Annotated in this window: 19 protein-coding genes; 9 read left to right on the top strand and 10 right to left on the bottom strand. The window is 63.4% G+C overall.

Features of this window, described 5'->3' with window-relative positions:
• The first annotated feature begins 36 nt into the window (after positions 1 to 36).
• A complete protein-coding gene (gene groL, locus AC05QJ_RS26380) occupies positions 37 to 1,689 on the top strand; it encodes a chaperonin GroEL (protein WP_476744170.1) in 1,653 nt (550 codons plus the stop codon).
• A 176-nt stretch (positions 1,690 to 1,865) separates the two neighbouring features.
• On the opposite strand, the gene AC05QJ_RS26375 is transcribed toward groL, so the two are convergent.
• Positions 1,866 to 2,609, bottom strand: coding sequence for a phosphatase PAP2 family protein (locus AC05QJ_RS26375; protein WP_476744169.1), 744 nt, complete (start codon positions 2,607 to 2,609; stop codon positions 1,866 to 1,868).
• 182 nt (positions 2,610 to 2,791) lie between these two features.
• Between AC05QJ_RS26375 and colR the strand changes: the two genes are divergently transcribed.
• From colR to AC05QJ_RS26350, 5 genes are all read left to right on the top strand, one after another.
• Positions 2,792 to 3,475, top strand: a complete 684-nt coding sequence (gene colR / locus AC05QJ_RS26370) for a two-component system response regulator ColR (protein ID WP_476744168.1) — start codon at positions 2,792 to 2,794, stop codon at positions 3,473 to 3,475.
• A complete protein-coding gene (locus AC05QJ_RS26365) occupies positions 3,465 to 4,757 on the top strand; it encodes a sensor histidine kinase (RefSeq protein ID WP_476744167.1) in 1,293 nt (430 codons plus the stop codon). The genes colR and AC05QJ_RS26365 overlap by 11 nt, the downstream gene beginning before the upstream one ends.
• 130 nt (positions 4,758 to 4,887) lie before the next feature.
• The gene (locus tag AC05QJ_RS26360) at positions 4,888 to 5,568 is read left to right on the top strand and encodes a class I SAM-dependent methyltransferase (protein ID WP_476744166.1); all 681 of its coding nucleotides are present in this window, start codon (positions 4,888 to 4,890) and stop codon (positions 5,566 to 5,568) included.
• Between the two features lie 5 nt (positions 5,569 to 5,573).
• Positions 5,574 to 6,284: a lipopolysaccharide kinase InaA family protein gene (locus tag AC05QJ_RS26355; protein ID WP_476744165.1), complete on the top strand. Its 711-nt coding sequence runs from the start codon at positions 5,574 to 5,576 to the stop codon at positions 6,282 to 6,284.
• Positions 6,284 to 6,511 (top strand): hypothetical protein, encoded by a 228-nt coding sequence (locus AC05QJ_RS26350; RefSeq protein ID WP_476744164.1) that lies wholly within the window; start codon positions 6,284 to 6,286, stop codon positions 6,509 to 6,511. The genes AC05QJ_RS26355 and AC05QJ_RS26350 overlap by 1 nt, the downstream gene beginning before the upstream one ends.
• 79 nt (positions 6,512 to 6,590) lie before the next feature.
• Here the strand turns inward: AC05QJ_RS26350 and AC05QJ_RS26345 are convergent, their stop codons facing one another.
• The 5 genes from AC05QJ_RS26345 to AC05QJ_RS26325 all read right to left on the bottom strand — a co-directional run bounded on the left by AC05QJ_RS26345 (position 6,591) and on the right by AC05QJ_RS26325 (position 14,477).
• Complete coding sequence (locus AC05QJ_RS26345; RefSeq protein WP_476744163.1) at positions 6,591 to 9,638, bottom strand: multidrug efflux RND transporter permease subunit; 3,048 nt, start codon at positions 9,636 to 9,638, stop codon at positions 6,591 to 6,593.
• Between the two features lie 13 nt (positions 9,639 to 9,651).
• Positions 9,652 to 10,803 (bottom strand): efflux RND transporter periplasmic adaptor subunit, encoded by a 1,152-nt coding sequence (locus AC05QJ_RS26340; RefSeq protein ID WP_476744162.1) that lies wholly within the window; start codon positions 10,801 to 10,803, stop codon positions 9,652 to 9,654.
• A 66-nt stretch (positions 10,804 to 10,869) separates the two neighbouring features.
• A complete protein-coding gene (locus tag AC05QJ_RS26335; RefSeq protein WP_476744161.1) occupies positions 10,870 to 11,967 on the bottom strand; it encodes a DUF1513 domain-containing protein in 1,098 nt (365 codons plus the stop codon).
• A 2-nt stretch (positions 11,968 to 11,969) separates the two neighbouring features.
• On the bottom strand, positions 11,970 to 13,034 hold the full coding sequence (locus AC05QJ_RS26330) for an imelysin family protein (RefSeq protein WP_476744160.1): 1,065 nt from the start codon (positions 13,032 to 13,034) through the stop codon (positions 11,970 to 11,972).
• 15 nt (positions 13,035 to 13,049) lie between these two features.
• Entirely contained in the window at positions 13,050 to 14,477 is a 1,428-nt protein-coding gene (locus AC05QJ_RS26325) for a di-heme oxidoreductase family protein (RefSeq protein WP_476744159.1), read from the bottom strand.
• A gap of 80 nt (positions 14,478 to 14,557) precedes the next feature.
• Between AC05QJ_RS26325 and AC05QJ_RS26320 the strand changes: the two genes are divergently transcribed.
• Positions 14,558 to 14,806 (top strand): hypothetical protein, encoded by a 249-nt coding sequence (locus AC05QJ_RS26320; RefSeq protein ID WP_476744158.1) that lies wholly within the window; start codon positions 14,558 to 14,560, stop codon positions 14,804 to 14,806.
• Here the strand turns inward: AC05QJ_RS26320 and AC05QJ_RS26315 are convergent, their stop codons facing one another.
• From AC05QJ_RS26315 to AC05QJ_RS26300, 4 genes are all read right to left on the bottom strand, one after another.
• Positions 14,807 to 16,147, bottom strand: coding sequence for an imelysin family protein (locus AC05QJ_RS26315; RefSeq protein ID WP_476744157.1), 1,341 nt, complete (start codon positions 16,145 to 16,147; stop codon positions 14,807 to 14,809).
• A 144-nt stretch (positions 16,148 to 16,291) separates the two neighbouring features.
• Positions 16,292 to 18,373, bottom strand: a complete 2,082-nt coding sequence (locus tag AC05QJ_RS26310; protein WP_476744156.1) for a putative bifunctional diguanylate cyclase/phosphodiesterase — start codon at positions 18,371 to 18,373, stop codon at positions 16,292 to 16,294.
• 265 nt (positions 18,374 to 18,638) lie between these two features.
• Positions 18,639 to 19,235, bottom strand: a complete 597-nt coding sequence (locus tag AC05QJ_RS26305; protein WP_009394731.1) for a superoxide dismutase — start codon at positions 19,233 to 19,235, stop codon at positions 18,639 to 18,641.
• A gap of 191 nt (positions 19,236 to 19,426) precedes the next feature.
• Positions 19,427 to 20,026 carry a LysE/ArgO family amino acid transporter gene (locus AC05QJ_RS26300; RefSeq protein WP_476744155.1) on the bottom strand — a complete coding sequence of 200 codons (600 nt, stop codon included), beginning with the start codon at positions 20,024 to 20,026 and terminating at the stop codon, positions 19,427 to 19,429.
• A 173-nt stretch (positions 20,027 to 20,199) separates the two neighbouring features.
• On the opposite strand from AC05QJ_RS26300, the gene AC05QJ_RS26295 reads away from it, so the two are divergent.
• Positions 20,200 to 21,126 carry a LysR family transcriptional regulator ArgP gene (locus tag AC05QJ_RS26295; RefSeq protein ID WP_476744154.1) on the top strand — a complete coding sequence of 309 codons (927 nt, stop codon included), beginning with the start codon at positions 20,200 to 20,202 and terminating at the stop codon, positions 21,124 to 21,126.
• A gap of 15 nt (positions 21,127 to 21,141) precedes the next feature.
• Positions 21,142 to 22,137, top strand: coding sequence for an NAD-dependent epimerase/dehydratase family protein (locus tag AC05QJ_RS26290; RefSeq protein ID WP_476744153.1), 996 nt, complete (start codon positions 21,142 to 21,144; stop codon positions 22,135 to 22,137).
• Positions 22,138 to 22,190: the final 53 nt, after the last annotated feature.

Below are 22,190 nucleotides of genomic sequence, written 5' to 3'. Positions count from 1 at the left end.
TCCCGTTACTCCAAAGTATTCAAGGATTAAACGATCATGGCTGCTAAAGACGTAAAATTCGGCGATTCCGCCCGCAAGAAAATGCTCGTTGGTGTCAACGTTCTGGCTGACGCGGTAAAAGCGACCCTGGGCCCGAAAGGCCGCAACGTAGTTCTGGCCAAGAGCTTCGGCGCTCCGACCATCACCAAGGACGGCGTTTCCGTCGCCAAAGAAATCGAGCTGAAAGACGCCTTCGAAAACATGGGCGCGCAACTGGTCAAGGAAGTGGCTTCCAAGGCCAACGATGCCGCCGGTGACGGCACCACCACCGCTACCGTCCTGGCTCAGGCCATCGTCAACGAAGGCCTGAAGGCCGTCGCTGCCGGCATGAACCCGATGGACCTGAAGCGCGGCATCGACAAGGCCACCGCCGCTGTCGTCACCGAGCTGAAGAACCTGTCCAAGCCATGCGCCGATTCCAAGGCCATCGCCCAGGTAGGCACCATCTCCGCCAACTCCGACAACTCCATCGGTGACATCATCGCCGAAGCCATGGAAAAGGTCGGTAAAGAAGGCGTCATCACCGTTGAAGAAGGCTCGGGCCTGGAAAACGAACTGTCGGTCGTCGAAGGTATGCAGTTCGACCGCGGCTACCTGTCCCCTTACTTCGTCAACAAGCCGGAAACCATGGTTGCCGAGCTGGAAGGCCCGCTGCTGCTGCTGGTCGACAAGAAGATCTCCAACATCCGCGAACTGCTGCCAGTCCTGGAAGCCGTTGCCAAGTCCGGCCGTCCTCTGCTGATCGTGGCTGAAGACGTCGAAGGCGAAGCGCTGGCGACCCTGGTCGTCAACAACATGCGCGGCATCGTCAAGGTTGCTGCCGTCAAGGCGCCTGGCTTCGGCGACCGCCGCAAGGCCATGCTGCAGGACATCGCCGTCCTGACCGGCGGTACCGTGATCTCCGAAGAAATCGGCCTGAGCCTGGAATCCGCCACCCTGGAGCACCTGGGCAACGCCAAGCGCGTCACCCTGTCCAAGGAAAACACCACCATCATCGATGGTGCTGGCGTTGAAGACGACATCCAGGCTCGCGTCAAGCAGATCCGCGCCCAGATCGAAGAGACTTCGTCGGACTACGACCGTGAGAAGCTGCAAGAGCGTCTGGCCAAACTGGCTGGCGGTGTTGCCGTGATCAAGGTCGGTGCTGGCACCGAAGTTGAAATGAAAGAGAAGAAAGCCCGCGTTGAAGACGCCCTGCACGCTACCCGTGCAGCCGTTGAAGAAGGCGTGGTACCTGGCGGTGGTGTTGCCCTGGTTCGTGCACTGTCTGCCATTGCCGACCTGAAAGGCGACAACGAAGACCAGAACGTCGGTATCGCTCTGCTGCGTCGTGCTGTCGAAGCGCCTCTGCGCCAGATCGTTGCCAACGCCGGCGACGAGCCAAGCGTCGTGGCCGACAAGGTCAAGCAAGGTTCGGGCAACTTCGGTTACAACGCTGCTACCGGCGAGTACGGCGACATGATCGACATGGGCATCCTGGACCCAGCCAAGGTTACCCGTTCGGCGCTGCAAGCAGCTGCTTCGATCGGCGGCCTGATGATCACCACCGAAGCCATGATTGCCGACGCTCCAGTAGAAGCTTCTGCTGCTGGCGGCATGCCTGACATGGGCGGCATGGGTGGTATGGGTGGCATGGGCGGCATGATGTAAGCCAGCCTCACCCTACTGCTGTGGAAAGAGCCCCGCTTGATGCGGGGCTTTTTTTTAGCTGCAAGTTGCAAGCGGCAAGCTACAAGACAAGTTGCGGTGACGCAGACTGCTCTTTCTTGCAGCTTGCAGCTTGCAGCTTGCAGCTTGCAGCTTGCAGCTTGCAGCTTATGGCTTGCTCAGTTCGTGCTGGCGACAGCTCCAGTGCTGCGCAAGGCCGGCGCCTGGCGTCGATACAGGACCAGGTAATAGCAGCCCAGCGCAATCAACCAGCAGAACACCGCGGTCCAGACGTTGTGCGAGAAGAAGTGCGCGCCCTGCAGCATGCGCCCGACGGAAAAGATCGTACCCAGGGCGAACGCCACACCCAGGGCGACCTTGGCCATCCGCGGCCGACGGTCACGCAGGGCGAAGAACAACGCGAAGAGGGTGAACCCGGTGGCCGCGTGTCCGCCTGGCCAGCAACGACCGGGCTTGTCGGTCTGTGGGCGGGCTTCGAGCAGTTTGCTGTAGGTCTCCTGGCCGCCGAACTGGCTCAGGCTCCAGGGGCATTGCACTGCAGTCACCGCCTTGAGGGGCGTGACGAATGCCGTCGAGAGTCCCAGTGCCAGCACCAGGCAACCCAGTTCGCGGCGAATCGGTTTCAGCCGGGCGAGCAGGAACGAACCGGCGAACCCGACAATGGCCAACAGGCCGAAGACGATGACCACCTGCTTGGCGCGGTCGTGGAGAATGTTTTCCAGGAAGTAGCTGTGCCGGCCGATGAACTGGCCGGCTGCCGGGTCGAACGCCAGGCGCGCCAGGTCCATGTCGAGGTCGGTCAGTTCGAGCAGCACCAGGATGACGGCGGTAACGAGCGGGACTCCAAGGACAAGCCAGGGGTTGAGCGGGCGCGAGGGGCGCAGGTCGATGTCTGCAGGCATGGGCGATCCGTAAGGTCAGGGGAGACGACCCTCGATTTTCCATGCTTCGGTATGGACCGTTCGTGAATCAGTGGTGAAAAAAACGTCAGGTGACAATATCGTTCGTTTGGCCTAGCGGCTTGTCTACTATGACCGTAAGCTGCGCCCGCCAGACAGGCACAGCAGCAGAACGAGAGGACGCCATGCGCATACTACTGGTTGAAGATAACCGCGATATCCTGGCCAACCTGGCCGATTACCTGGGGCTCAAGGGCTACACCGTCGACTGTGCACAGGATGGCCTGTCCGGTCTGCACCTGGCCGCCACCGAGCATTACGACCTGATCGTGCTCGACATCATGCTGCCCGGCATCGACGGCTACACCTTGTGCAAGCGCCTGCGTGAGGATGCCCGCCGTGATACGCCGGTGATCATGCTCACCGCGCGCGACCAGTTGGACGACCGCCTGCAGGGCTTCCGTTCCGGCGCCGACGATTACCTGCTCAAGCCGTTCGCCCTGTCCGAACTGGCTGCGCGTATCGAAGCGGTCCTGCGCCGGGCCCAGGGCGGCGGGCGTCGCAGCCTGCAAGTAGGCGACCTCAGTTACGACCTCGACACCCTGGAAGTGACCCGCCAGGGCAAACTGCTCAAACTCAACCCGGTGGGCCTGAAGCTGCTGGCGGTGCTGATGCAGAAGAGCCCTCATGTGTTGCGCCGCGAAGTCCTGGAAGATGCCCTGTGGGGCGACGATTGTCCCGACAGCGACAGCCTGCGCAGCCACGTTCACCAACTGCGCCAGGTGATCGACAAACCGTTCGAAAAGCCGCTGTTGCACACCGTTCATGGCGTTGGCTACCGTCTGGCCGAGGGCCGTGATGGAGTTTAAGCAGAGCCTTGCCCAGCGGATCATCATCGCCTTTGCGCTGATGAGCGCGCTGGTGGCCGGGGCGTTCGCGTTCGGCATCGTTGCCACGGTGCACCTGGTCGAAGAGCGTTTGATCTCCACTGTGCTCGGCGGCGACCTGCAGCGCCTGCTGCTGATGGACAGCGTGAGTGAGTGGAGCCACCGGCCGCGCCCGGACCAACTGTTCTATTACAGCGGCGGTCGCGACGACTTTGCCTTGCCGTCGGACCTGAAGCACCTGAACCCCGGTTTCCACGAGGTCTTCCGCGAGCACCTGTCGTACCACGCCATGGTCGAGGTGGTGGATGGCCGGCGCTACGTGCTGCTGCAGGACCAGAGTGATTTCGAAGAGCGCGAGCGGGTGCTGTTCGCCGTCGTGGTGGTCGGCTTCGTGCTCAGCCTGGCACTGGCGGTGTTCCTTGGCTGGGTCCTGGCGCGCCGGGTGATGGCACCGGTCATTCGTCTGGCGCGGCAGGTTCGCCATCGCGATCAGTTGCTGGGCCTGGCGCCGCCGCTGGCCCCTGATTACGCCGCAGACGAGGTGGGGCAGTTGGCGGTGGCCTTTGACGCCACCCTGGGGCGGTTGCGTGACGCACTGACGCGCGAGCGTCTGTTCACCAGTGATGTCAGCCACGAACTGCGCACGCCCTTGATGGTACTTGCCAGCTCGTGCGAGCTGTTGATGGAGTACCCGGGGCTGAACGACCGCGCGCGTTCGCAAGTGGAGCGTATTGCCCGGGCTACTGAAGAGATGCAGGAGCTGGTCAAGACCTTCCTCATGCTCGCCCGTGCCCAGCGCGATGAAGGGGCCGTGGCATCGAGGACGACCATCCGGGAAGTGGGCGATGAGCTGATTGGCGTATGGCGCGACACCATCGAGCAGAAGGGCTTGAAGCTCAAGTACGTGGTCAATGCGACCTCGTCACAGTTGTACAACGCCACCTTCCTGCAATCGGTAATGGGCAATCTGCTTCGCAATGCCGCCCACTATACCGATGAGGGGTTCATCCGCCTGACGCTCGAAGCGGACGGTTTCATGGTCGAGGACAGTGGCGTGGGGATTCCCGAAGAACAACGCGAAGCGATGTTCCAGCCATTCGTGCGCGGCGGCGAGAAGCGTGGCGAAGGATTGGGGCTTGGTTTGTCGCTGGTGCAGCGGATCTGCGACGACCAGGGCTGGGTGGTCAGCCTGACTGAAAATCAGCCCAACGGCTGCCGTTTCCATGTCAGCCTGGGAGACCGGGGCGTGGCGCAGGATGCCTGAGGAGCAGATTGGATCCCGTAATACTTTGTAATTGCTGGGGTTTTCGCTGACGCTTTTTTCACATGCGCATGACCTGACGGCAACGTTCGTCCACGTAACGTGGCGTTCATTGCCGTCTAGGAGATGCGTCATGTCCAGCCCCATCAAGCTCGAGTTTTCCGACAAGTACGACCAGCAGCACGCCCAGCAGTATTACGAGAAGCATCAGGCCAGCCTGGCGCGTCGCCTGTCTCACCAGCGCGACGAGCAGTTGGCCCGGCGGGCGTTGACGCTGGCGGGCGAGCCAGGCCTGGTTCTGGACCTGCCGTGTGGTGCCGGCCGTTTCTGGCCGTTGCTGGCGGAAAAACCCAACCGCGTGATCATCGGTGCCGACAACTCGGCCGCCATGCTGGAGACTGCCTGCCGCTCGCAGCCCGCTGATATCGTCAAACGGGTACGTCCCTTGCAGACTTCTGCTTTCGATATCGACCTCCCCGACAACGCGGTCGACAGCATTTTCTGCATGCGCTTGTTCCACCACATTGGTGAAGCGCCTCACAGGATGAAGATTCTCAAGGAATTTCAAAGAGTTAGCCGTGATAGCGTGATTCTTTCCCTATGGGTGGACGGCAATTTCAAGGCATGGCGCCGGAGGAAACTCGAAGCCCGTCGTGGCGCCGAAGGTGAAACCGGAGGTTACCAGAATCGCTTTGTGTTACCGGCGGCCACGGTCGAAGAGGAATTCAAGGCGGCAGGTTTCCGGATTCAGGAACGAATGGACTTTCTGCCGTTCTACGCCATGTGGCGTGTCTATGTATTGCGCAAGGGTTGAAAACTATGGATGTGACAGACGCGGGTCGGAACTCCGGTTCTGACCGATTCGATTATTTCTGGCAACGACAAGGCGAGTGGGTCGAAGCGCCCAACCAGCGCCGTGGCGGCGAAAGCGGCGTACAGCGTGTGTGCGACGAAACCGGCCAGATGCTCTACGCCAAGCGGCAGGTGGGGCATATCTATCGCAGTCTGTTGCATCCTTTCGGACGCCCCACGGTGTTGCGTGAGTACGAGGCGCTGCACAGTTTCGAGCAACTGGGCGTGCGAGTACCCAATATTGTGTATTGCGGCGTAGAGCGCGATGCCGACCGCCAGTGGCGTGCCTTGCTCATCAGTGAAGCCCTGGACGGCTTTGTGGAAATCGACAACTGGTATGCGGGCGGCGGGCGCGAACGCTACGACGAAGTCCTCCACGATCGATTGCTCGAAGACCTGGCGCGCAACCTGGCGCGGATGCACCTGGGCTACTGGCAGCACGGCTGTCTGTACGCCAAGCACATTTTCGTCAAGGTGGTGGGCGAGGGCGCCGATGCACGGCCCGAAGTGGCATTGCTCGACCTGGAAAAGTGCCGTCGGCGGATCAGCCGGCACAAGGCGGCTGCCAATGATCTGCGCCAGTTGCGCCGCCATTCGTCGTGGAACGACGCGGACTGGCAAAAGCTGCTCTACTTTTACCAGGTGGCGTTTGGCAGCGCTGTCAAAGGTTTAGAGTGATGAAACTAGAAATAGCTCGAAGTTTGTTTCTGGTGGGTGCCCTGGCGACCGCTACCGTTGCGGTGGCGGCCTGGGAGCAACCACGCCCCGGCGTGATCAGCGGCTCCGCATTGTCGGAACGTTGCCCATTGCCGCGGGTGGCGAAACCGCAGGTCGAGGCAAAACCCGACCACGACCTGCTGCTGTTTCTGTTTGGCATGAGCCAAGGGTTGCGCGCCCAGGGTTGACCCTGGGACGCTTGGGGCTGCTGCGCAGCCCTTCGCGAGCAAGCTCGCACACAGGGCCGCATAGCGGCCCCAGTTTATTTCAGGCAGTCCTTGTCACCTCGGGTACTTCATCCTTTCGCGCCAGCAGCGTGTACACGCAGGGCAGCACGAACAGGGTGAACAGCGTTCCCACCGACATCCCCGTCGCGATCACCGTCCCGATATCGAAGCGGCTCACCGCACCCGCGCCGCTGGCGAGGATCAACGGCACCATGCCGAACACCATCGCCGCCGTGGTCATCAGCACCGGCCGCAGGCGAATCGCCGCTGCTTCTTCGATCGCCTCGCGAGCGGTCAGGCCCTTCTGCTCGCGTAACTGGTTGGCGAATTCGACGATCAGGATGCCGTGCTTGCTGATCAACCCGATCAGTGTCACCAATCCCACCTGGGTATAGATGTTCAGGCTCGACAGGCCCAGGAACAGCGGAATCAGTGCGCCGCAGATCGACATCGGAACGGTTACCAGAATCACCAGCGGGTCGCGGAAGCTTTCGAACTGCGCCGCCAGCACCAGGAAGATGATCGCCAGCGCGAGGCCGAAGGTGATCCACAGCGCACTGCCTTCCTGCACGTACTGGCGCGCGGCACCGCCGTAGTCGAAGGCGAAACCGGCCGGAGCTTCTTCCTGGGCGATGCTGCGCACCGTCTCCAGCGCCTCGCCCATGCTGACGATCGGGAAGCCCTGGATGATCGCCGAGTTCAACTGCTGGAACTGGTTGAGCTGGCGCGGGCGGGCACGGTCGCTGACGGTGATCAGGGTCGACAGCGGCAGCATCTGGCCGGCCTGGTTCTTCACGTAGTAGTTGTTCAGCCAGTCGGGATTGTCGCGGTAGGCCCGCTCGACCTGGGCGATGACCTTGTAGCTGCGCCCGTCGATGGTGAAGCGGTTGATCTCGGCCTCGCCCAGCAGGGTTGCCAGGGTGCTGCCGAGCACGTCCATGGACACGCCCATCTGCGCCGCCTTGGCCCGATCGATATCCACCACCACTTCTGGCTTGTCGAAGGCCAAATCGATATCGAGGAAGGCGAACTTGCCGGATTTCTCGGCCCGCTCCTTGACCCGTTGCGCCACGTCCAGCAGCGACTCGTAGTCGTTCGGTGTGTTGATCACGAAGGCGAACGGCAGGCCCTCACCGGTGCCCGGCAGCGACGGCAGGTTGAAGCCGAAAATCTGCAGCCCGGCGATACCGTTGAGCCTGGCCTGCACCTCCGGCAACAGTTTCATCTGGGTGCGTTCGCGGTCGCTCCAGGGCTTGAGCAGGAAGCCGCCGATCCCCGACTGCACGCCATTGAACCCGTTGATCTGGAACGACGAGTAGTACTCCGGGAACTCCTTGAAGATTTTGGTGAATTCGTCGGTGTAGGCGTTCAGGTAATCGAGGTTGGCCGGCTGGGGCGCGGTGGCCATCATGAAGATCACACCCTGGTCTTCGTCCGGCGCCAGTTCCGAGGTGCTGAACTTGAGAAACACCGGGATCAGGCACAGCACGATGATACCGAACACGATCACCACCGGACGGGTGTCGAGGGTGGTGTGCAGCAGTGTCTGGTAACGCTGCTTGAGCCGGTCGAAGATCCGGTCCAGGCGGTGGGCCAGCCCCGTGGGGTTTTCTTCGTGGCGCAGCAGCATGGCGCACATCATCGGTGACAGGGTCAACGCGACGATGCCGGAAATGATCACCGCGCCGGCCAGGGTCAGGGCAAACTCCTTGAACAAGGCCCCGGTGAGCCCTTCGAGGAAGCCGATCGGTGCGTACACCGCGGCCAGGGTGATGGTCATGGAGACCACCGGCATGGCGATCTCCCGTGCACCCTCCAGCGCCGCCTCGAACGGCGTCTTGCCCTCTTCGATATGGCGGTGGATGTTCTCCACCACGACGATGGCATCGTCCACCACCAGGCCGATGGCCAGGACCATCGCCAGCAGCGTCAGCAGGTTCAGCGAATAACCCATCAACTGCATGAAGAACAGCACACCGATCATCGACAGCGGAATGGTCACCACCGGGATCAGCACCGAGCGGAAGGCGCCGAGGAACAGGAACACCACGACGATGACGATCAACACGGCCTCGACCAGGGTCTTCACCACTTCGTCGATGGAGGCCTGGATGAACAGCGTGGCGTCGTAGGCAATGGAGGCCTTGAGGTTGGGCGGCAGCTGGCTTTCCAGCTCGGGCATCAGCTTGCGCACTTCCTTGATCACGTCCAGCGGGTTGGCGCCCGGCGTGGCCTTGATGCCGATGTACACCGAGGGCGTGCCGTCGAAGGAACTGACCGTATCGTAGTTCTCCGCGCCCATTTCCACCCGGGCTACGTCACCGAGCAGGACGCGGCTGTCGCCGCTGGTCTTGAGCGGGATGGCGGCGAAGGCTTCGGCGGACTTGAGTTCGGTGGTCGCATTGATGCTGGTGACCACGTACTCGCCCTTCACCTCGCCGGCGGCCGAGAGGAAGTTGTAGCGGCGCACGGCGTCGGTCACGTCGCTGGCGCTGAGGCCGTAGCCGGCCAGGCGTACCGGGTCGATCCACAGGCGCATGGCGAACAGCTGGTTACCGAGGATCTCCGCTTCGGCCATGCCCGGCAGGGTCGCCAGCTTGGGCTGGATGACCCGCGACAGGTAGTCGGTGATCTGCGGGTTGCTCAATTCGCTGCTGTAGAAGCTCACATACATCAGCGCCGAGGCGTCGGCTGCCTCCTTGCTCAGCACCGGGTCTTCGGCATCTTGCGGGAGCTTGTTCTTCACCTCGTTGGCCTTGGCGAGCAACTCGGTGAACAAGCGGTCGCTGTCGGCGCCGATGCGCGCGTAGATCGAGATCACCGAGAAATTCTGCCGGCTCACCGAGGTCATGTAGTCAATGCCCTCGGCGCTCGCCAGGCTCTGCTGCATGGGCTGGGTGATGTAGCCCTGGATGGTCTCGGCGTTGGCCCCGGGGTAGGCGGTGGTCACCGTGATGAGGGCGTTTTCCATCTGCGGGTACTGGCGGATGGGCAGCTTGCTCCAGGCCTGGAAACCCAGCAGCACAATGAGCAGGCTGACCACCGTGGCCAGCACCGGACGACGGATGAACGGGTCGGTAAAAGCCATGACGCCTCCTTGTTCAGTCGGTGCCAGGCTGGCTGTGCGGATCGGTTTTGAGGGTCTTGTCCGGGCTGACGGCGATATCCGCGCCCTGGGTCAGCTTGAGCTGCCCGGCAGTGACCACCTGCTCGCCGGCCTTGAGGCCCTTGCTGATGACCACCAGACCGTCGCGGTGCTCGCCGGTGGTGACGAAACGGCGTTCGGCGATCAGTGCCGGCTTGCCCTGGGCATCGTTCTGCGCCTCGCCGTTCTCGGCTTTCTTCGGCGCCGCGACGTAGACCGAGTTGCCGTACAGGGTGTAGGTCACCGCGCTTTGCGGCACCACCACCTCGTTGCGCGGGTTGGGCAGCAGCACCTGGACACTGGCGAACATGCCCGGCAGCAGCTTGCCGTCGGGATTGGTAAGGGTGGCGCGGATCAGCACGTTGCGGGTGGCGTCATCGACCTTGGGGTTGGTGGCGCTGATGCTGGCCTTGAACGTCTCGCCGGGGAAGGCGGCGACACTGATCAGCACCTCTTGGCCGAGGCTGATCTTCGGCAGGCTCTGCTCGGGAATGGAGAAGTCGACGTAGAGGCTGCTGATGTCCTGCAGGGTGGCGATCACCGTGCCGCTGGGCAGGTATTCGCCGATATCCACCTGGCGGATGCCGATGGTGCCGCTGAAGGGCGCGGCGATGCTTTTCTTGGCCAGAGACGCTTGCAGTTGTTCGACCACCGCCTTGTTGCGGCGGAACTGCGACGTCAGGCGATCGTATTCGCCCTTGGAGATGGCCTGGCTGCCCACCAGCTGGCCGCCGCGTCCGTAGTCGACCTCTGCCAGTCGCAGGTCGGCCTGGGCGGTGCCGAGCAGGGCGGTCTCGACTTTCTGGTCGAGCTCCAGCAGCGGCTGGCCTTGCTTGACCTTCTGGCCGGACTCGAACAGCAGTTTGGTCACCGTACCGTCGGTCTCCAGGCTCAGGTCCACGCCCTGCAGCGCCTTGAGGCTGCCCACGGCGGGCAGGCGACTTTGCCATTCGAGCTCCCGCGCCTCGGTCGCCGCCACGCTGACGGCGGGCTTGGGAGCGGAGAACACCTGGATCTGCCGGTAGATGGAGAAGGCCTTGTAGCCCCCCAGTACCAGCACGATCAACAGCACGATGCCCAACATGATCAGCATGCGACGACGCAGCATAGTTCCAATTCCCTGGATGCGATGTTGCCGAGTCTACTCGTTTGCCCTACGCCGGGCGACCAGCCTTCAGACCAGATGCAAGTGGTTGTCCCACAGGCCTGACGGCAGTTGCAGTGGTTGTCCGACCAACTCGTCCTTGCGGCAGTCGTACAGGCGGCACCGGCCTTGCCCGGACGTGACCACGAAACCGTCGGCCACCGCGCCCACGCCGGCGCAATCGGGCATTGGCGCGTCGAGGCGCACGCTGGCGTCGTCGAGGTTCCAGATGAACAGGCGGTTGGCCCGTGGCGCGGTCATCGCCACCAGGCGCAGCTCGCTGTGCACGGCAACGCTGGCGGTGTACTGGGCCATGGATTGCAACTGATGCTCCGGTACCGGGAACGCCTCGAACGGCTGGCCGGGACGCTTGATAGCCAGCAGCTCGGCAGTTTCGTGGGCATCGCCCATGAACTGCTGGCAGGCGACCACGGTGCCGTCGCTGCCGATCGCCAGGTGGCGCACGCTGTTCATCTGCTGGCCGAGGGTTTCCTTACTGATCAGGCTGCCGTCGCGACGCATCAGCACCAGGCTTGGCTCCATGGCATCGAGGTTCATTTCGACCCGGCTTTCGGCCTCGGTGCGGATACCGCCGTTGGCCACCACCAGGGTTTCGCCGTCGGGCAGCCAGGAGACCTGGTGCGGACCAATGCCGTGGGTGGAGATCTCGCCGCTATGCACCAGGCGCTCGCCTTCGAAGCGGTACACGCCGAGCACGCCACGGCCCGGATCGGTGGTGTCGTTCTCGGTGGCGTACAGCCATTCGCCGCTTTTGTGGATCACCGCATGGCCGTAGAAGTGCCGGTTCGGCTGCGACACGAGGGTCTGCAACAGACGCCCGTCGCGCAGGTCGACCAGATAGCTTTCGGTTCCCGGACGGCGGGCGACAAACAAGGCGATGGGCAGTTCGGGGTGATTGATGATGTCGTGGCAACGCTGGGCTACCCGGGTGGCGAACACCTGGGTGCCGTCCAGTCGATAGCCGACCGCATAATGCTGGCCGTCCGCGTCGTCGCGGGCGGACAGCAGCAAGGGCGGCTGCTCCTTCTGCCGCAGCAGGGTCCAGCCGCCCAGGGTGATGGCGCTGAGCAGAACACTACCGAGTTTCAGGGCCTGGCGTCGCAACATGATCAGTCACCGTCGTTGGCGTTGAAGCCCAGTTGGATGTTGAGTGCCTTGGCCAGCTCGCCTTCGTGCAGGCGGTGCACCACGTTCAGGCTGTCGTAGATGGCGTTGAGCTGCTGGCGCCCGGCCTCGTCCTGGAGCAGTTCGTCGAGGGTGTGCTGGTTGCCTTCCAGCAGCTTGGCCGAGGCAGCGTAGGCGGCGTCGATCTTGTCGGCGAGGGCCTTCTGGTCCTTGCCCAGCAGACCGCGCAGGCCCTGGTTGTCGACACCGGTCCAGACGGTCTGTGCCGCGGCCAGGCTGGCGGCGATGCTCTTGAGCGACGACTGGCTGCGCCAGGCTTCGGCTTGCAGCGGCTGCGGGATGCCCTTGCTCATGCGGCCCATCGGTGTGCCGAGTTTTTTCTTCAGGGTATCCAGGGCAGTAACCTGGGCCCGCAGCAGATCGGCGATGGCCTCATGGGAGTCGGCGTAGCGATCGTTGGGGAACTTGGTCATCTGGGCGAGCATGCCTTTGCTGCTGTTCCAGTTTTTCAGGATGTCTTCGGCGAAGGTCTTCTGGTAGTCGGCGATGATCACCAGCAACGGGCAGTAGCGTGCCTTCTGCTCGGGGTTGGCCGCATCCGGCTTGCTGTCGAAGAGGATGTACTCGTAGGCGGACAGGCCGCGTACCACCACGCTGGAGTTGGCCACGGTGGCGGCGTTCACCGGCTTGTCGCCGCTGACCAGGGCTTCGACCTGGCGACCGACCAGGTTCTTCTTGTCCGGCCAGAACTGTACCTGCCAGGCACGGTTGCCCTCGGCCAGCGGGCCGATCAGCAGGGGTTGCAGCTCGGCCCAGGCTTTCTGTGCGTGAAAGAAGTCGGCACGGGCGGTTTCCAGGCTGGCCACGCCTTCGCAGTAGGCCAGGGCGCTGACGGCCAACTGGCGGTCGGCTTCGACCCAGCGGCTGTAGGTCGGCATGATCACCTGCTTGGCGATGGCGGCGGAGGTCACGGCCTGCGGGTCTTGCGGCGAGCAGGCGCCCAGCGCGAGGGCGGCGAGGCTGGTGAACAACAGCTTGGGACGGAACATGTCCGGCTCCTTCTCTTAGAGTGAGTTCAGAAACGCCAGCAACGCGCTGCGTTGCCCGGCATCGAAGGTCAAGACGTGTTGCCGGGCGGCTTCGGCTTCGCCGCCGTGCCAGAGCACGGCTTCGAGCAGGTCGCGTGCCCGGCCATCGTGGAGAAACTGGGTGTGGCCGCTGACGGTCTTGTTCAGACCGATGCCCCACAGCGGCGCGGTGCGCCAGTCCTGGCCGCCGGCGGCGAATTCGCTGCGCTGGTCGGCGAGGCCCGGGCCCATGTCGTGCAGCAGCAGGTCGCTGTACGGACGAATGACCTGGTTGGCCAGTTCCGGCTCGGCGGCGTTGGCCGAGGTGGTGAACTGCGGGGAGTGACAGCCCTGGCAACCGGCCTGGAAGAACAGGTTCTTGCCCGCCAGCACCTGGGGCGAATCGACGTCCTTGCGCGCCGGTACGGCCAGGTTGCGGGTGTAGTAGAGGATCAGGCGCAGGATGTTGTCGCTGACTTCCTGTTCGCCGTTGGCGCCGTTGCCGTTGGGCGCTTCCTTGCAGGCGGTCTGGGCCGCGGTGCAATCGTCGAACGGGCGCAGGGTGGTGGTCAGGCCCATGTCGCCGGACAGGGCGTGGACATTCTGCTGGTTGAGGTTCGGTTGTCCGGCTTTCCAGCCGAAGCGGCCGAGCACGGTCTCGCCCTTGGCGTCGTCCCATACCCGGTTCGCGCGGCCACGGATGCCATCGCCGTTGCGGTCGTCCGGATCGGCGTTGGCGAGGATGGCTTCCTCGGGAATGGCTTCGAGCAGACCCAGGCCGATCATGGGCGGCGCGATGCGGGCGGAGAACAGCGTGTCGGGGTGCATCGGGCCGTAGCCGAGCTGGGTGATGTCCAGCTTCGGCTTGCGCAACTCGACGGCGGTGCCGTCCTTGAAGGTCACGGTCACCGGGGTGTACTCGACCCGCACCTTGCCTTCCGGGACTACACCGGGGATCGCCATGTCCTGCAACTGGCCACCATAGACTGGCTCAGGAACGATGCCCATGCGCTCGATGACCTTGGCGTACTCGGGCTGGTCGGGAATCGACAGGCGCACCAGCATCGACACCGCGTTGCTGTCGCCGGGTTCCGGCGGATGCCCGCGGCCGTCGCGGATATGGCAGTTCTGACAGGCGTTGGTGTTGAACAGCGGGCCGAGGCCGTCACGGGCGGTGGTGGTGGACGGCGCGATCACCCAGGGATTGCGGAAGAAGCTGTTGCCGACGTGAAAATCCAGGCGCCGCGCGGCGCTCAGGTTGGCCGAGGGCATCGCATAGGCGTTCTGGTCGCCGCGGTTCACCGTGGTATCGCCGCCGGCACGGGCTTCGCCCGGCTCGGCCTTCGTGAAGCGCGGGGCTTCGTCGCAGGCGGCCAGGGGCAGGGCCAGCAGCAGGGGCAGACACAGGCGAAGCGGTGAGGGCATCCAAAAATCCCGGGCGGTGTAGGAAAAATCAGCCCGCAAGCTTAACAGGACGAGACGGCGTGAATAAGAGGAGTTTGCGTTTGCTGGATGAAATTGGTGTCAGCTACAAGCTTCAAGCTGCAAGCTGCAAGAAGAAGCAGGCGGCGGTGCACCCGCTTTTTTCTTATGGCTTGCAGCTTGCCGCTTGTAGCTCAGGTGTCAGCCTCAAGCCTCAAGCTGCAAGAAGAAGCAGGTGGCGGTGCAGCCGCTTTTTCTTGTGGCTTGCAGCTTGCCGCTCAAACAAAAAAGGCGACCCGAAGGCCGCCTCTCTCGTCCGTTACCGGCGCTGATCAGAATTCGTGATCGGCAGTGTCCGGGTTCAGGTCGGTGATGCCCAGCTTGCTGGCAGCCTGTTCGATGGCGCCCGTCTGCTTGACCAGGGACGCGATGGCGTCACGCACGATCTGGTTGCCGGCGGCGTTGTCGGCGGCGATCAGCTGGTCGTAGTGCTCACCCTTCAGGGCGTGGTCAACGATGATCTGGATCTTCGCTTCGGTGGCGGCCAGGTCGTCCTGCAGGGTCTTGTCGGTGGCCGGGTCAACCTTGGCGACCAGCGAGGACAGGCTCGGGCCGGTCACTTTGCTGCCGTCAGGACGGGTGTACTCGCCCAGGTAGACGTTGCGGATGCCCTTGGCGTCGTAGAAGTGCGAGTAGTGGGTGTTGTCGCTGAAGCAGTCGTGCTCGTCTTCAGGGGAGTTGGCTTCCAGGGAAACCTTCATGCGCTCGCCAGCCAGTTCGCCCAGCGACAGGCTGCCCATGCCGAACAGCATCTTGCGCAGGCCGTTGGCCACAGGCTCGGCTTCCAGGGACGCGCGGTAGTTGTCGGAAACGCCCGGTGCCCAGTTCTTGACCATTTCTTCCAGGTCGCTCACCAGCAGGTCGGTGACCGCTTTCAGGTAGGCACGACGACGGTCGTTGTGGCCGCCGGTGGCGCCGTTGCCTTCCAGGTAGTCCGAGGCCGGACGGTTGCCGGCACCCGGGCCGGTGCCGTTCAGGTCCTGGCCCCAGAGCAGGAATTCGATGGCGTGGTAGCCGGTGGCGACGTTGGCCTCGGAACCGCCCAGCTCGTTCAGGCTGGCCAGTTTCTCAGGGGTGATGTCCTTGACGTCGATCTTGTCTTCGCCAACCTGGATCTCGGTGTTGGCAATGATGTTGGCGTTGGCAGCCGGGTTGCCCAGGGCGTGCTCGTAGCTCTTGTCGACGTAGTCGATCAGGCCTTCGTCCAGCGGCCAGGCGTTAACCTGTCCTTCCCAGTCGTCAATGATGGTGTTGCCGAAGCGGAACGCCTCACTTTGCAGATAGGGTACGCGGGAAGCGAACCAGGCTTCCTTGGCGGCCTTCAGGGTGTCGTCGTTCGGGTTGGCGAGGAAGGCATCGACGGCGGTTTGCAGGGTTTTCGCGGTGCTCAGCGAGTCGCTGTAGACGGCGTAGACGATCTCGGCGTAGTGCTTGACCACGGCCTGGGCAGCAGCTTCGTCCACTGCGCCGGCGGCGGCCGGGGCGGCTGGCGTGGCGGCAGCGGCCGGTGCCTGCGCTTGCGGCGCGGCAGCCTTGTCCTTGTCATCGCCGCAGCCGGCGAGGGAGATGGCAATGGCCAGCAGACTGGCGGTGGCCAGAGGCATACGAATCATGGCGAATTCCTGCGTCGAAGGGTTGAACAGGCGTGCTGGGCACGCGAAGTGGGCGACATAATGCGAAAGATTTGCATTTTGTGTAAAGAGGGGAATGCGTAAATTGTTGGTGTGCTGTCGTCCATGGACAACCGGGGTGTCGCCTCAGAGTATCGACACCTGATTGCGTTGTGCCTGCTTGAGGAAGGCCGTCAACTCACGGGCCGGCAGCGGCTTGCTGTAGAGGTAACCCTGACCTTCGTGACAGCCCTGGGCGATGATGTAGGCTTCCTGCTCGGCGGTTTCCACGCCTTCGGCGATCACCTGCATGCCCAGGCTCTTGCCCAGCTGGATGATGGCCCGGACGATGGTGGCATCGTCGTCGTCATCGAGCAGGTCCTGGACGAAGCTCTTGTCGATCTTGATCTTGTCCAGGGGCAGCGACTTCAGGTAGCTCAGGGAGGAATACCCGGTGCCGAAATCGTCGATGGCGATCAGCGCGCCGGAGCGGCGCAGGCTCAGCAGGTGCTGGGCGGCGGTGCTGATGTCTTCCATCAGGCCGGTCTCGGTGACCTCCAGTTCCAGGCTGCGAGGTGGCAGGCGGTAGACCTGCAGCAGGTTGTTGACCACCCGCGGCAGTTCGCTGTGGTGCAGTTGCACGGTAGACAGGTTGACCGCCATGCGCAGCTCGCTGAAGCCCTGGTCGTGCCATTCGCGCAGTTGTCGGCAGGCCTGGTCGAGCACCCATTCGCCGATGGCGATGATATTGCCGTTCTGCTCTGCCAACGGGATGAACTGGTCCGGGGGAACCATGCCCAGCTCGGGATGCTGCCAGCGGATCAAGGCTTCGACGCCGACCACCCGCTGGTCGCGGTAACTGATCTGCGGCTGGTAGACGAGGTACAGCTGGTTGCGCGGCAGGGCCTCGCGCAGGTCTTTTTCCAGCTCACGGCGCCGGCGCATCTCGCTGTCGACGCTGGCGATGTAGAACTGGTAGCGGTTGCGCGAGCGGGACTTGGCCAGGGTCATGGTCTGTTCGGCTTTCTGCAGCAGCTTCTCGGTGCTGTCGCCGTCTTCCGGGAACAGGGTGATGCCGATGGTGGCGCGCAGGCGGATTTCCTGGTGGTCGAGGGCGAAGGGGGCCTCGAGGTCGTCGAGAATGCTTTGCGCCAGTTCTGCGGCTTCGTAGGGTTGTTCGATGTCGGCCTGGACCAGGGCGAACTGGTCGCCGCCCAATCGCGCCAGGGCGCCAAGACGGCCGCTGTGGGCCCGCAGGCGATCGGCCAGGGCCAGCAGCAACTGGTCGCCGGCCTGGTAGCTGAACTGTTCGTTGATGCCCTTGAAGTCGTCGAGGCCGACGCAGATCACCGCGACGCGGCGTTGCAGGCGGCCGGCGTCCACCAGAATCTTGTCCAGTTGCTGCTGCAACTGCTGGCGGTTCGGCAGGCCGGTGAGGAAGTCGTACTGGGCCATGCGCAACAGGCTGTTTTCCGCCTCGTGGCGCAGGTGGGTGTTGCGCTCGATGGAGGCCAGCAACTGGTTGGCGGTGTTGACCCACAGGCCCAGTTCGTTTTTCTCGTGACCCTTGAGCAGCGGCAACTGGTGCTGGCTGGGGCGGTCGGGGTTGATCTGGGTGAGGTGCTCGATGATCCGCGACAGCGGCTTGGTCAGCAGCCAGTGATAGACCAGATACAGCACCAGGCCCATGGCCAGGGCGCGCAAAACCCCGGACACGAAGATGATCACCGAATTGAAGAGGAAACTCTCGCCATAGGAAGCGGTGTCGAGGGTGATGTTGAGGTCGCCGTAGTACTCGCTGTACGGACCACGCCCGACCAGTTGGGTGCTGAACGAGCGCTCCTGGCCGAGGATGAGGTCGGTCAGCCAGCGGGTGCGGGTGTCCTGCAGCGGGCGGGATTTCTCCGCGAGCATGGTTTCATTGGGGTGGCCGATGGAGGCCATGCGCACCGATTTGTCCTGGAACAGGCCTTCGATGACCTGCATGCCCATTTCCCGGTCGAGGCTGTAGACCGCCTGGGTGGACGGGTCGCGGAACATGTCGAGGATGCGTGCGGCGTCGTTGGCTACGGCCTGCTGGCTCTTGTACGCATCGAACACGATCTGCGCACAGCTGAGCACCACTCCGACGATCAATGCCGACAACAGGACAACCCGGAGCAACTTGACCGACAAGCTGTTTTTGAGTTCCAGCTTCAATGGGGTTTCCTTAATCCATGCGCATGGCATCATTTTGCCATCAAAAATGGCAATCCACTATCGGCCTGTGAGCAGGAGAGGGGGCGGCCTTGTGTCTTCCTGCTACAGGGGCCCGGATGTTCCGATGGGCATTCAGGCACTGTATCGGTTGTCCTGCCTCGCGACTTGAGTACGGACGATGAAAGTTTCCCAAGGGTTTGATGTTAGCGCGCTCTGCGAAGGCGGCAAGAGGATGGCACCTGCGGCCAGACGAAAAAAAACCCGGCAAGGCCGGGTTTTTTCAGGAGTGCGCGACTCAGGCAGTGAAGGTCTTGCCTTCGAACTGCTCGGCGACGAACTTCCAGTTGACCAGGTTCCAGAACGCCTCGACGTATTTCGGACGGACGTTGCGGTAGTCGATGTAGTAGGCGTGTTCCCAGACGTCGCAGGTCAGCAGCGGGGTGTCGCCGTTGGTCAGCGGGTTGCCGGCGCCGATGGTGCTGGCCAGGGCCAGGGAACCGTCAGCTTTCTTCACCAGCCAGCCCCAGCCGGAGCCGAAGGTGCCGACGGAAGTCTTGGTGAACTCTTCCTTGAACTTGTCGAAGGAACCGAACGCAGCGTTGATGGCTTCAGCCAGGGCGCCGGTTGGCTGGCCGCCGGCGTTTGGCGCCAGGCAGTTCCAGTAGAAGGTGTGGTTCCACACCTGAGCGGCGTTGTTGAAGATGCCGCCCGAAGAGGTCTTGACGATCTCTTCCAGGGTCTTGCCTTCGAATTCGGTGCCTGGAACCAGGTTGTTCAGGTTCACGACATAGGTGTTGTGGTGCTTGTCGTGGTGGTATTCCAGGGTTTCCTTGGAAATGTGCGGCTGCAGGGCGTCATGGGCGTAAGGCAGCGGCGGCAATTCAAAAGCCATGGTGAATCTCCTAATCAGGTCTGGTGCGGTGAACGCAAGGCCGATCACGGGCGGCCGGAAGAGCGTCGGCGAGTTTGTACTCTTTGCGACGCAGACCCGGGATCATAGCACCGGGCCCACGTCTAAACCACGCAACAAGTGTATGGACAAGAGGTTCCAGAGCGGTTGCCGTCGGCGGATGAATGGCCGTCTCAGGTGAAGATCAGTTGTGCGGCCACCGCGAACATCATCACCGCCACCATCAGGTCGAGCAGGCGCCAGGTGCTGGGCCGTGCGAGCCACGGGGCCAGCCAGGCTGCGCCCAGGGCCAGGGTGAAGAACCACAGCAGCGAGGCGCTGGCGGCGCCCGCCACGTAGGCGCCGGGAACGGTCTGCTGGGCGCCGAGTGAGCCGATCAGCAGCACGGTGTCGAGGTAGACGTGAGGGTTGAGGAGTGTCACGGCCAAGGCACTGAGCAGTACGGCGCGGCGGGAGCGCAGGCCCTGGTTTTCACCCTGTTCCAGGCTCTGCTTCGAGCAGGCGCGCATCAATGCCTTGGTGCCGTACCAGACCAGGAACACCGCGCCGCCCCAGCGCGCGACCGCAAGCAGGGTCGGGTTCTGTGCCAGCACGGTCGCCAGGCCGAACACGCCCAGCGCCACCAGGATCGCATCGCACAGCACGCACAGTGCGGCCACCGGCAAGTGGTGTTCGCGGCGCAGACTCTGGGCGAGGACGAAGGCGTTCTGGGTGCCGATGGCCATGATCAGGCCGAAGGCGACGAGCAGGCCGTTGAGGTAGCTTTGCCACATGGGGGATGACTCCGGAGTTTCAGTGCGTTCCGGACCTTGTCGCTGGCAAGCCAGCGCCCACGAAATCCTGTGGGAGCTGGCTTGCCAGCGATAAGGCCCTCAATGACTGTCATTCTCTCGGCTCAAGCGCTATAAGAAAAACCAATAAACCTCATCCCGCATTAGGAAAAATGATGTTCGACTACAAGCTGCTTTCGGCCCTCGCCGCGGTCATCGAGCAGGCCGGCTTCGAGCGCGCCGCGCAGATGCTCGGTCTGTCGCAGTCGGCCATTTCCCAGCGCATCAAACTGCTCGAAGCGCGGGTCGGCCAGCCGGTGCTGGTCCGGGCCACGCCGCCGACACCCACCGAGATCGGCCGGCGCCTGCTCAACCATGTGCAGCAGGTGCGCTTGCTCGAACGTGATCTGCAGGGGCAGGTCCCGGCGCTGGACGAAGAGGGCCTGCCCGAGCGCCTGCGGGTGGCGCTCAACGCCGACAGCCTGGCGACCTGGTGGCCGCAGGCGGCCGGTGAATTCTGTGCTCGCACTCAAGTGCTGCTGGACCTGGTGGTGGAAGACCAGGAGGTCGGCCTCAAGCGCATGCGCGCCGGTGAAGTGGCCGGCTGCCTGTGCGCCAGCGAACGCCCGGTGGCCGGCGCCCGCAGCGTGCTGCTCGGCGCCATGCGCTACCGGGCGCTGGCCAGCCCTGCATTCATGGCCCGACATTTCCCCGAAGGCCTCGAGCCCCGTCGGCTGGCCCGCACGCCGGCGATCGTGTTCGGGCCGGATGATTTCCTGCAGCATCGCTATCTGGCTTCATTGGGCATCAGCGACGGATTCCTGCATCATCTGTGTCCGTCGTCCGAAGGCTTCCTGCGCCTGACCGAGGCGGGACTGGGCTGGGGGCTGGTGCCGGAGTTGCAGGCGCGCGAGCAACTGGCCAGTGGCCGGCTGGTGGAAATTCTCCCGGACCGGCCCATCGATGTGCCACTGTACTGGCATCATTGGCGCAATGGCGGGCAACTGCTTGGCCAGCTCACCGATCACCTGCTGCGCAGCGCCAGCCATTGGCTGGTGCCGTGGGATGGGCGGGCGGCGTCTGCAACATCTGAAAAGCAATAGTCAGCGGAGTGCTTCATGGGAATTCTGGTCACCGGCGCGAGCGGCTTCATCGGCGGACGCTTTGCGCGTTTCGCCCTGGAGCAGGGCCTGGAGGTTCGGGTCAACGGGCGACGTGCCGAGGGGGTCGAGCACCTGGTACGGCGCGGCGCGCAGTTCATTCCCGGCGACCTGTCCGATCCGGAAGTGGCGCGGCGCCTGTGCCAGGGCATCGACACCGTGGTGCATTGCGCGGGCGCGGTGGGCAACTGGGGGCGCTATCAGGATTTCTACCAGGGCAACGTGGTGCTGACCGAGAACGTGGTCGAAGCCTGCCTGAAGGAGCATGTTCGCCGGCTGGTGCACCTGTCGTCGCCGTCGATCTATTTCACCGGCCGTTCGCGGGTCGGCATCACCGAGGACCAGGTTCCACGGCGTTTCTACGACCACTATGGCAGCACCAAGCACCTGGCCGAGCAAAAGGTCTTCGGCGCCCAGGAGTTCGGCCTGGAGGTCCTGGCCCTGCGCCCTCGCTTCGTCACCGGTGCCGGTGACATGAGCATTTTCCCGCGCTTGATGCAGATGCAGGTCAAGCGGCGGCTGTCGATCATCGGCAACGGCTTGAACAAGGTGGATTTCACCAGCGTGCAGAACCTCAACGAGGCCCTGCTCAGTGCGATCAATGCCGGCCCCGAGGCCCTGGGCCAGGCCTACAACATCAGTAACGGCCAGCCGGTGCCGGTGTGGGATGTGGTCAACTACGTGATGCGGCGCATGTCGCTGCCCCAGGTCACCCGCTACCGCTCCGTCGGTCTGGCCTACACCGCCGCTGCCCTGAACGAAGGCGCCTGCATGCTGTGGTCGGGACGCCCGCAACCGACCCTGAGCCGCCTCGGCGTACAGGTGATGAGCAAGGATTTCAGCCTCGATATCAGTCGTGCCCGGCATTACCTGGATTACCGCCCGCACGTCAGCATCTGGGCCGCGCTGGATGAATTCTGCGCCTGGTGGCAGGCGCAACAGGGCGGCCAATGAACCTGACCCGGTACTTATGGTCGATGAGGGCGCCGCGCTAGCGGTTTATACTA

Source organism: Pseudomonas sp. TUM25319, from assembly GCF_056388475.1.
Note: the sequence above shows the minus strand (reverse complement) of the source record. Positions and strands in the feature narration are given on the sequence as shown.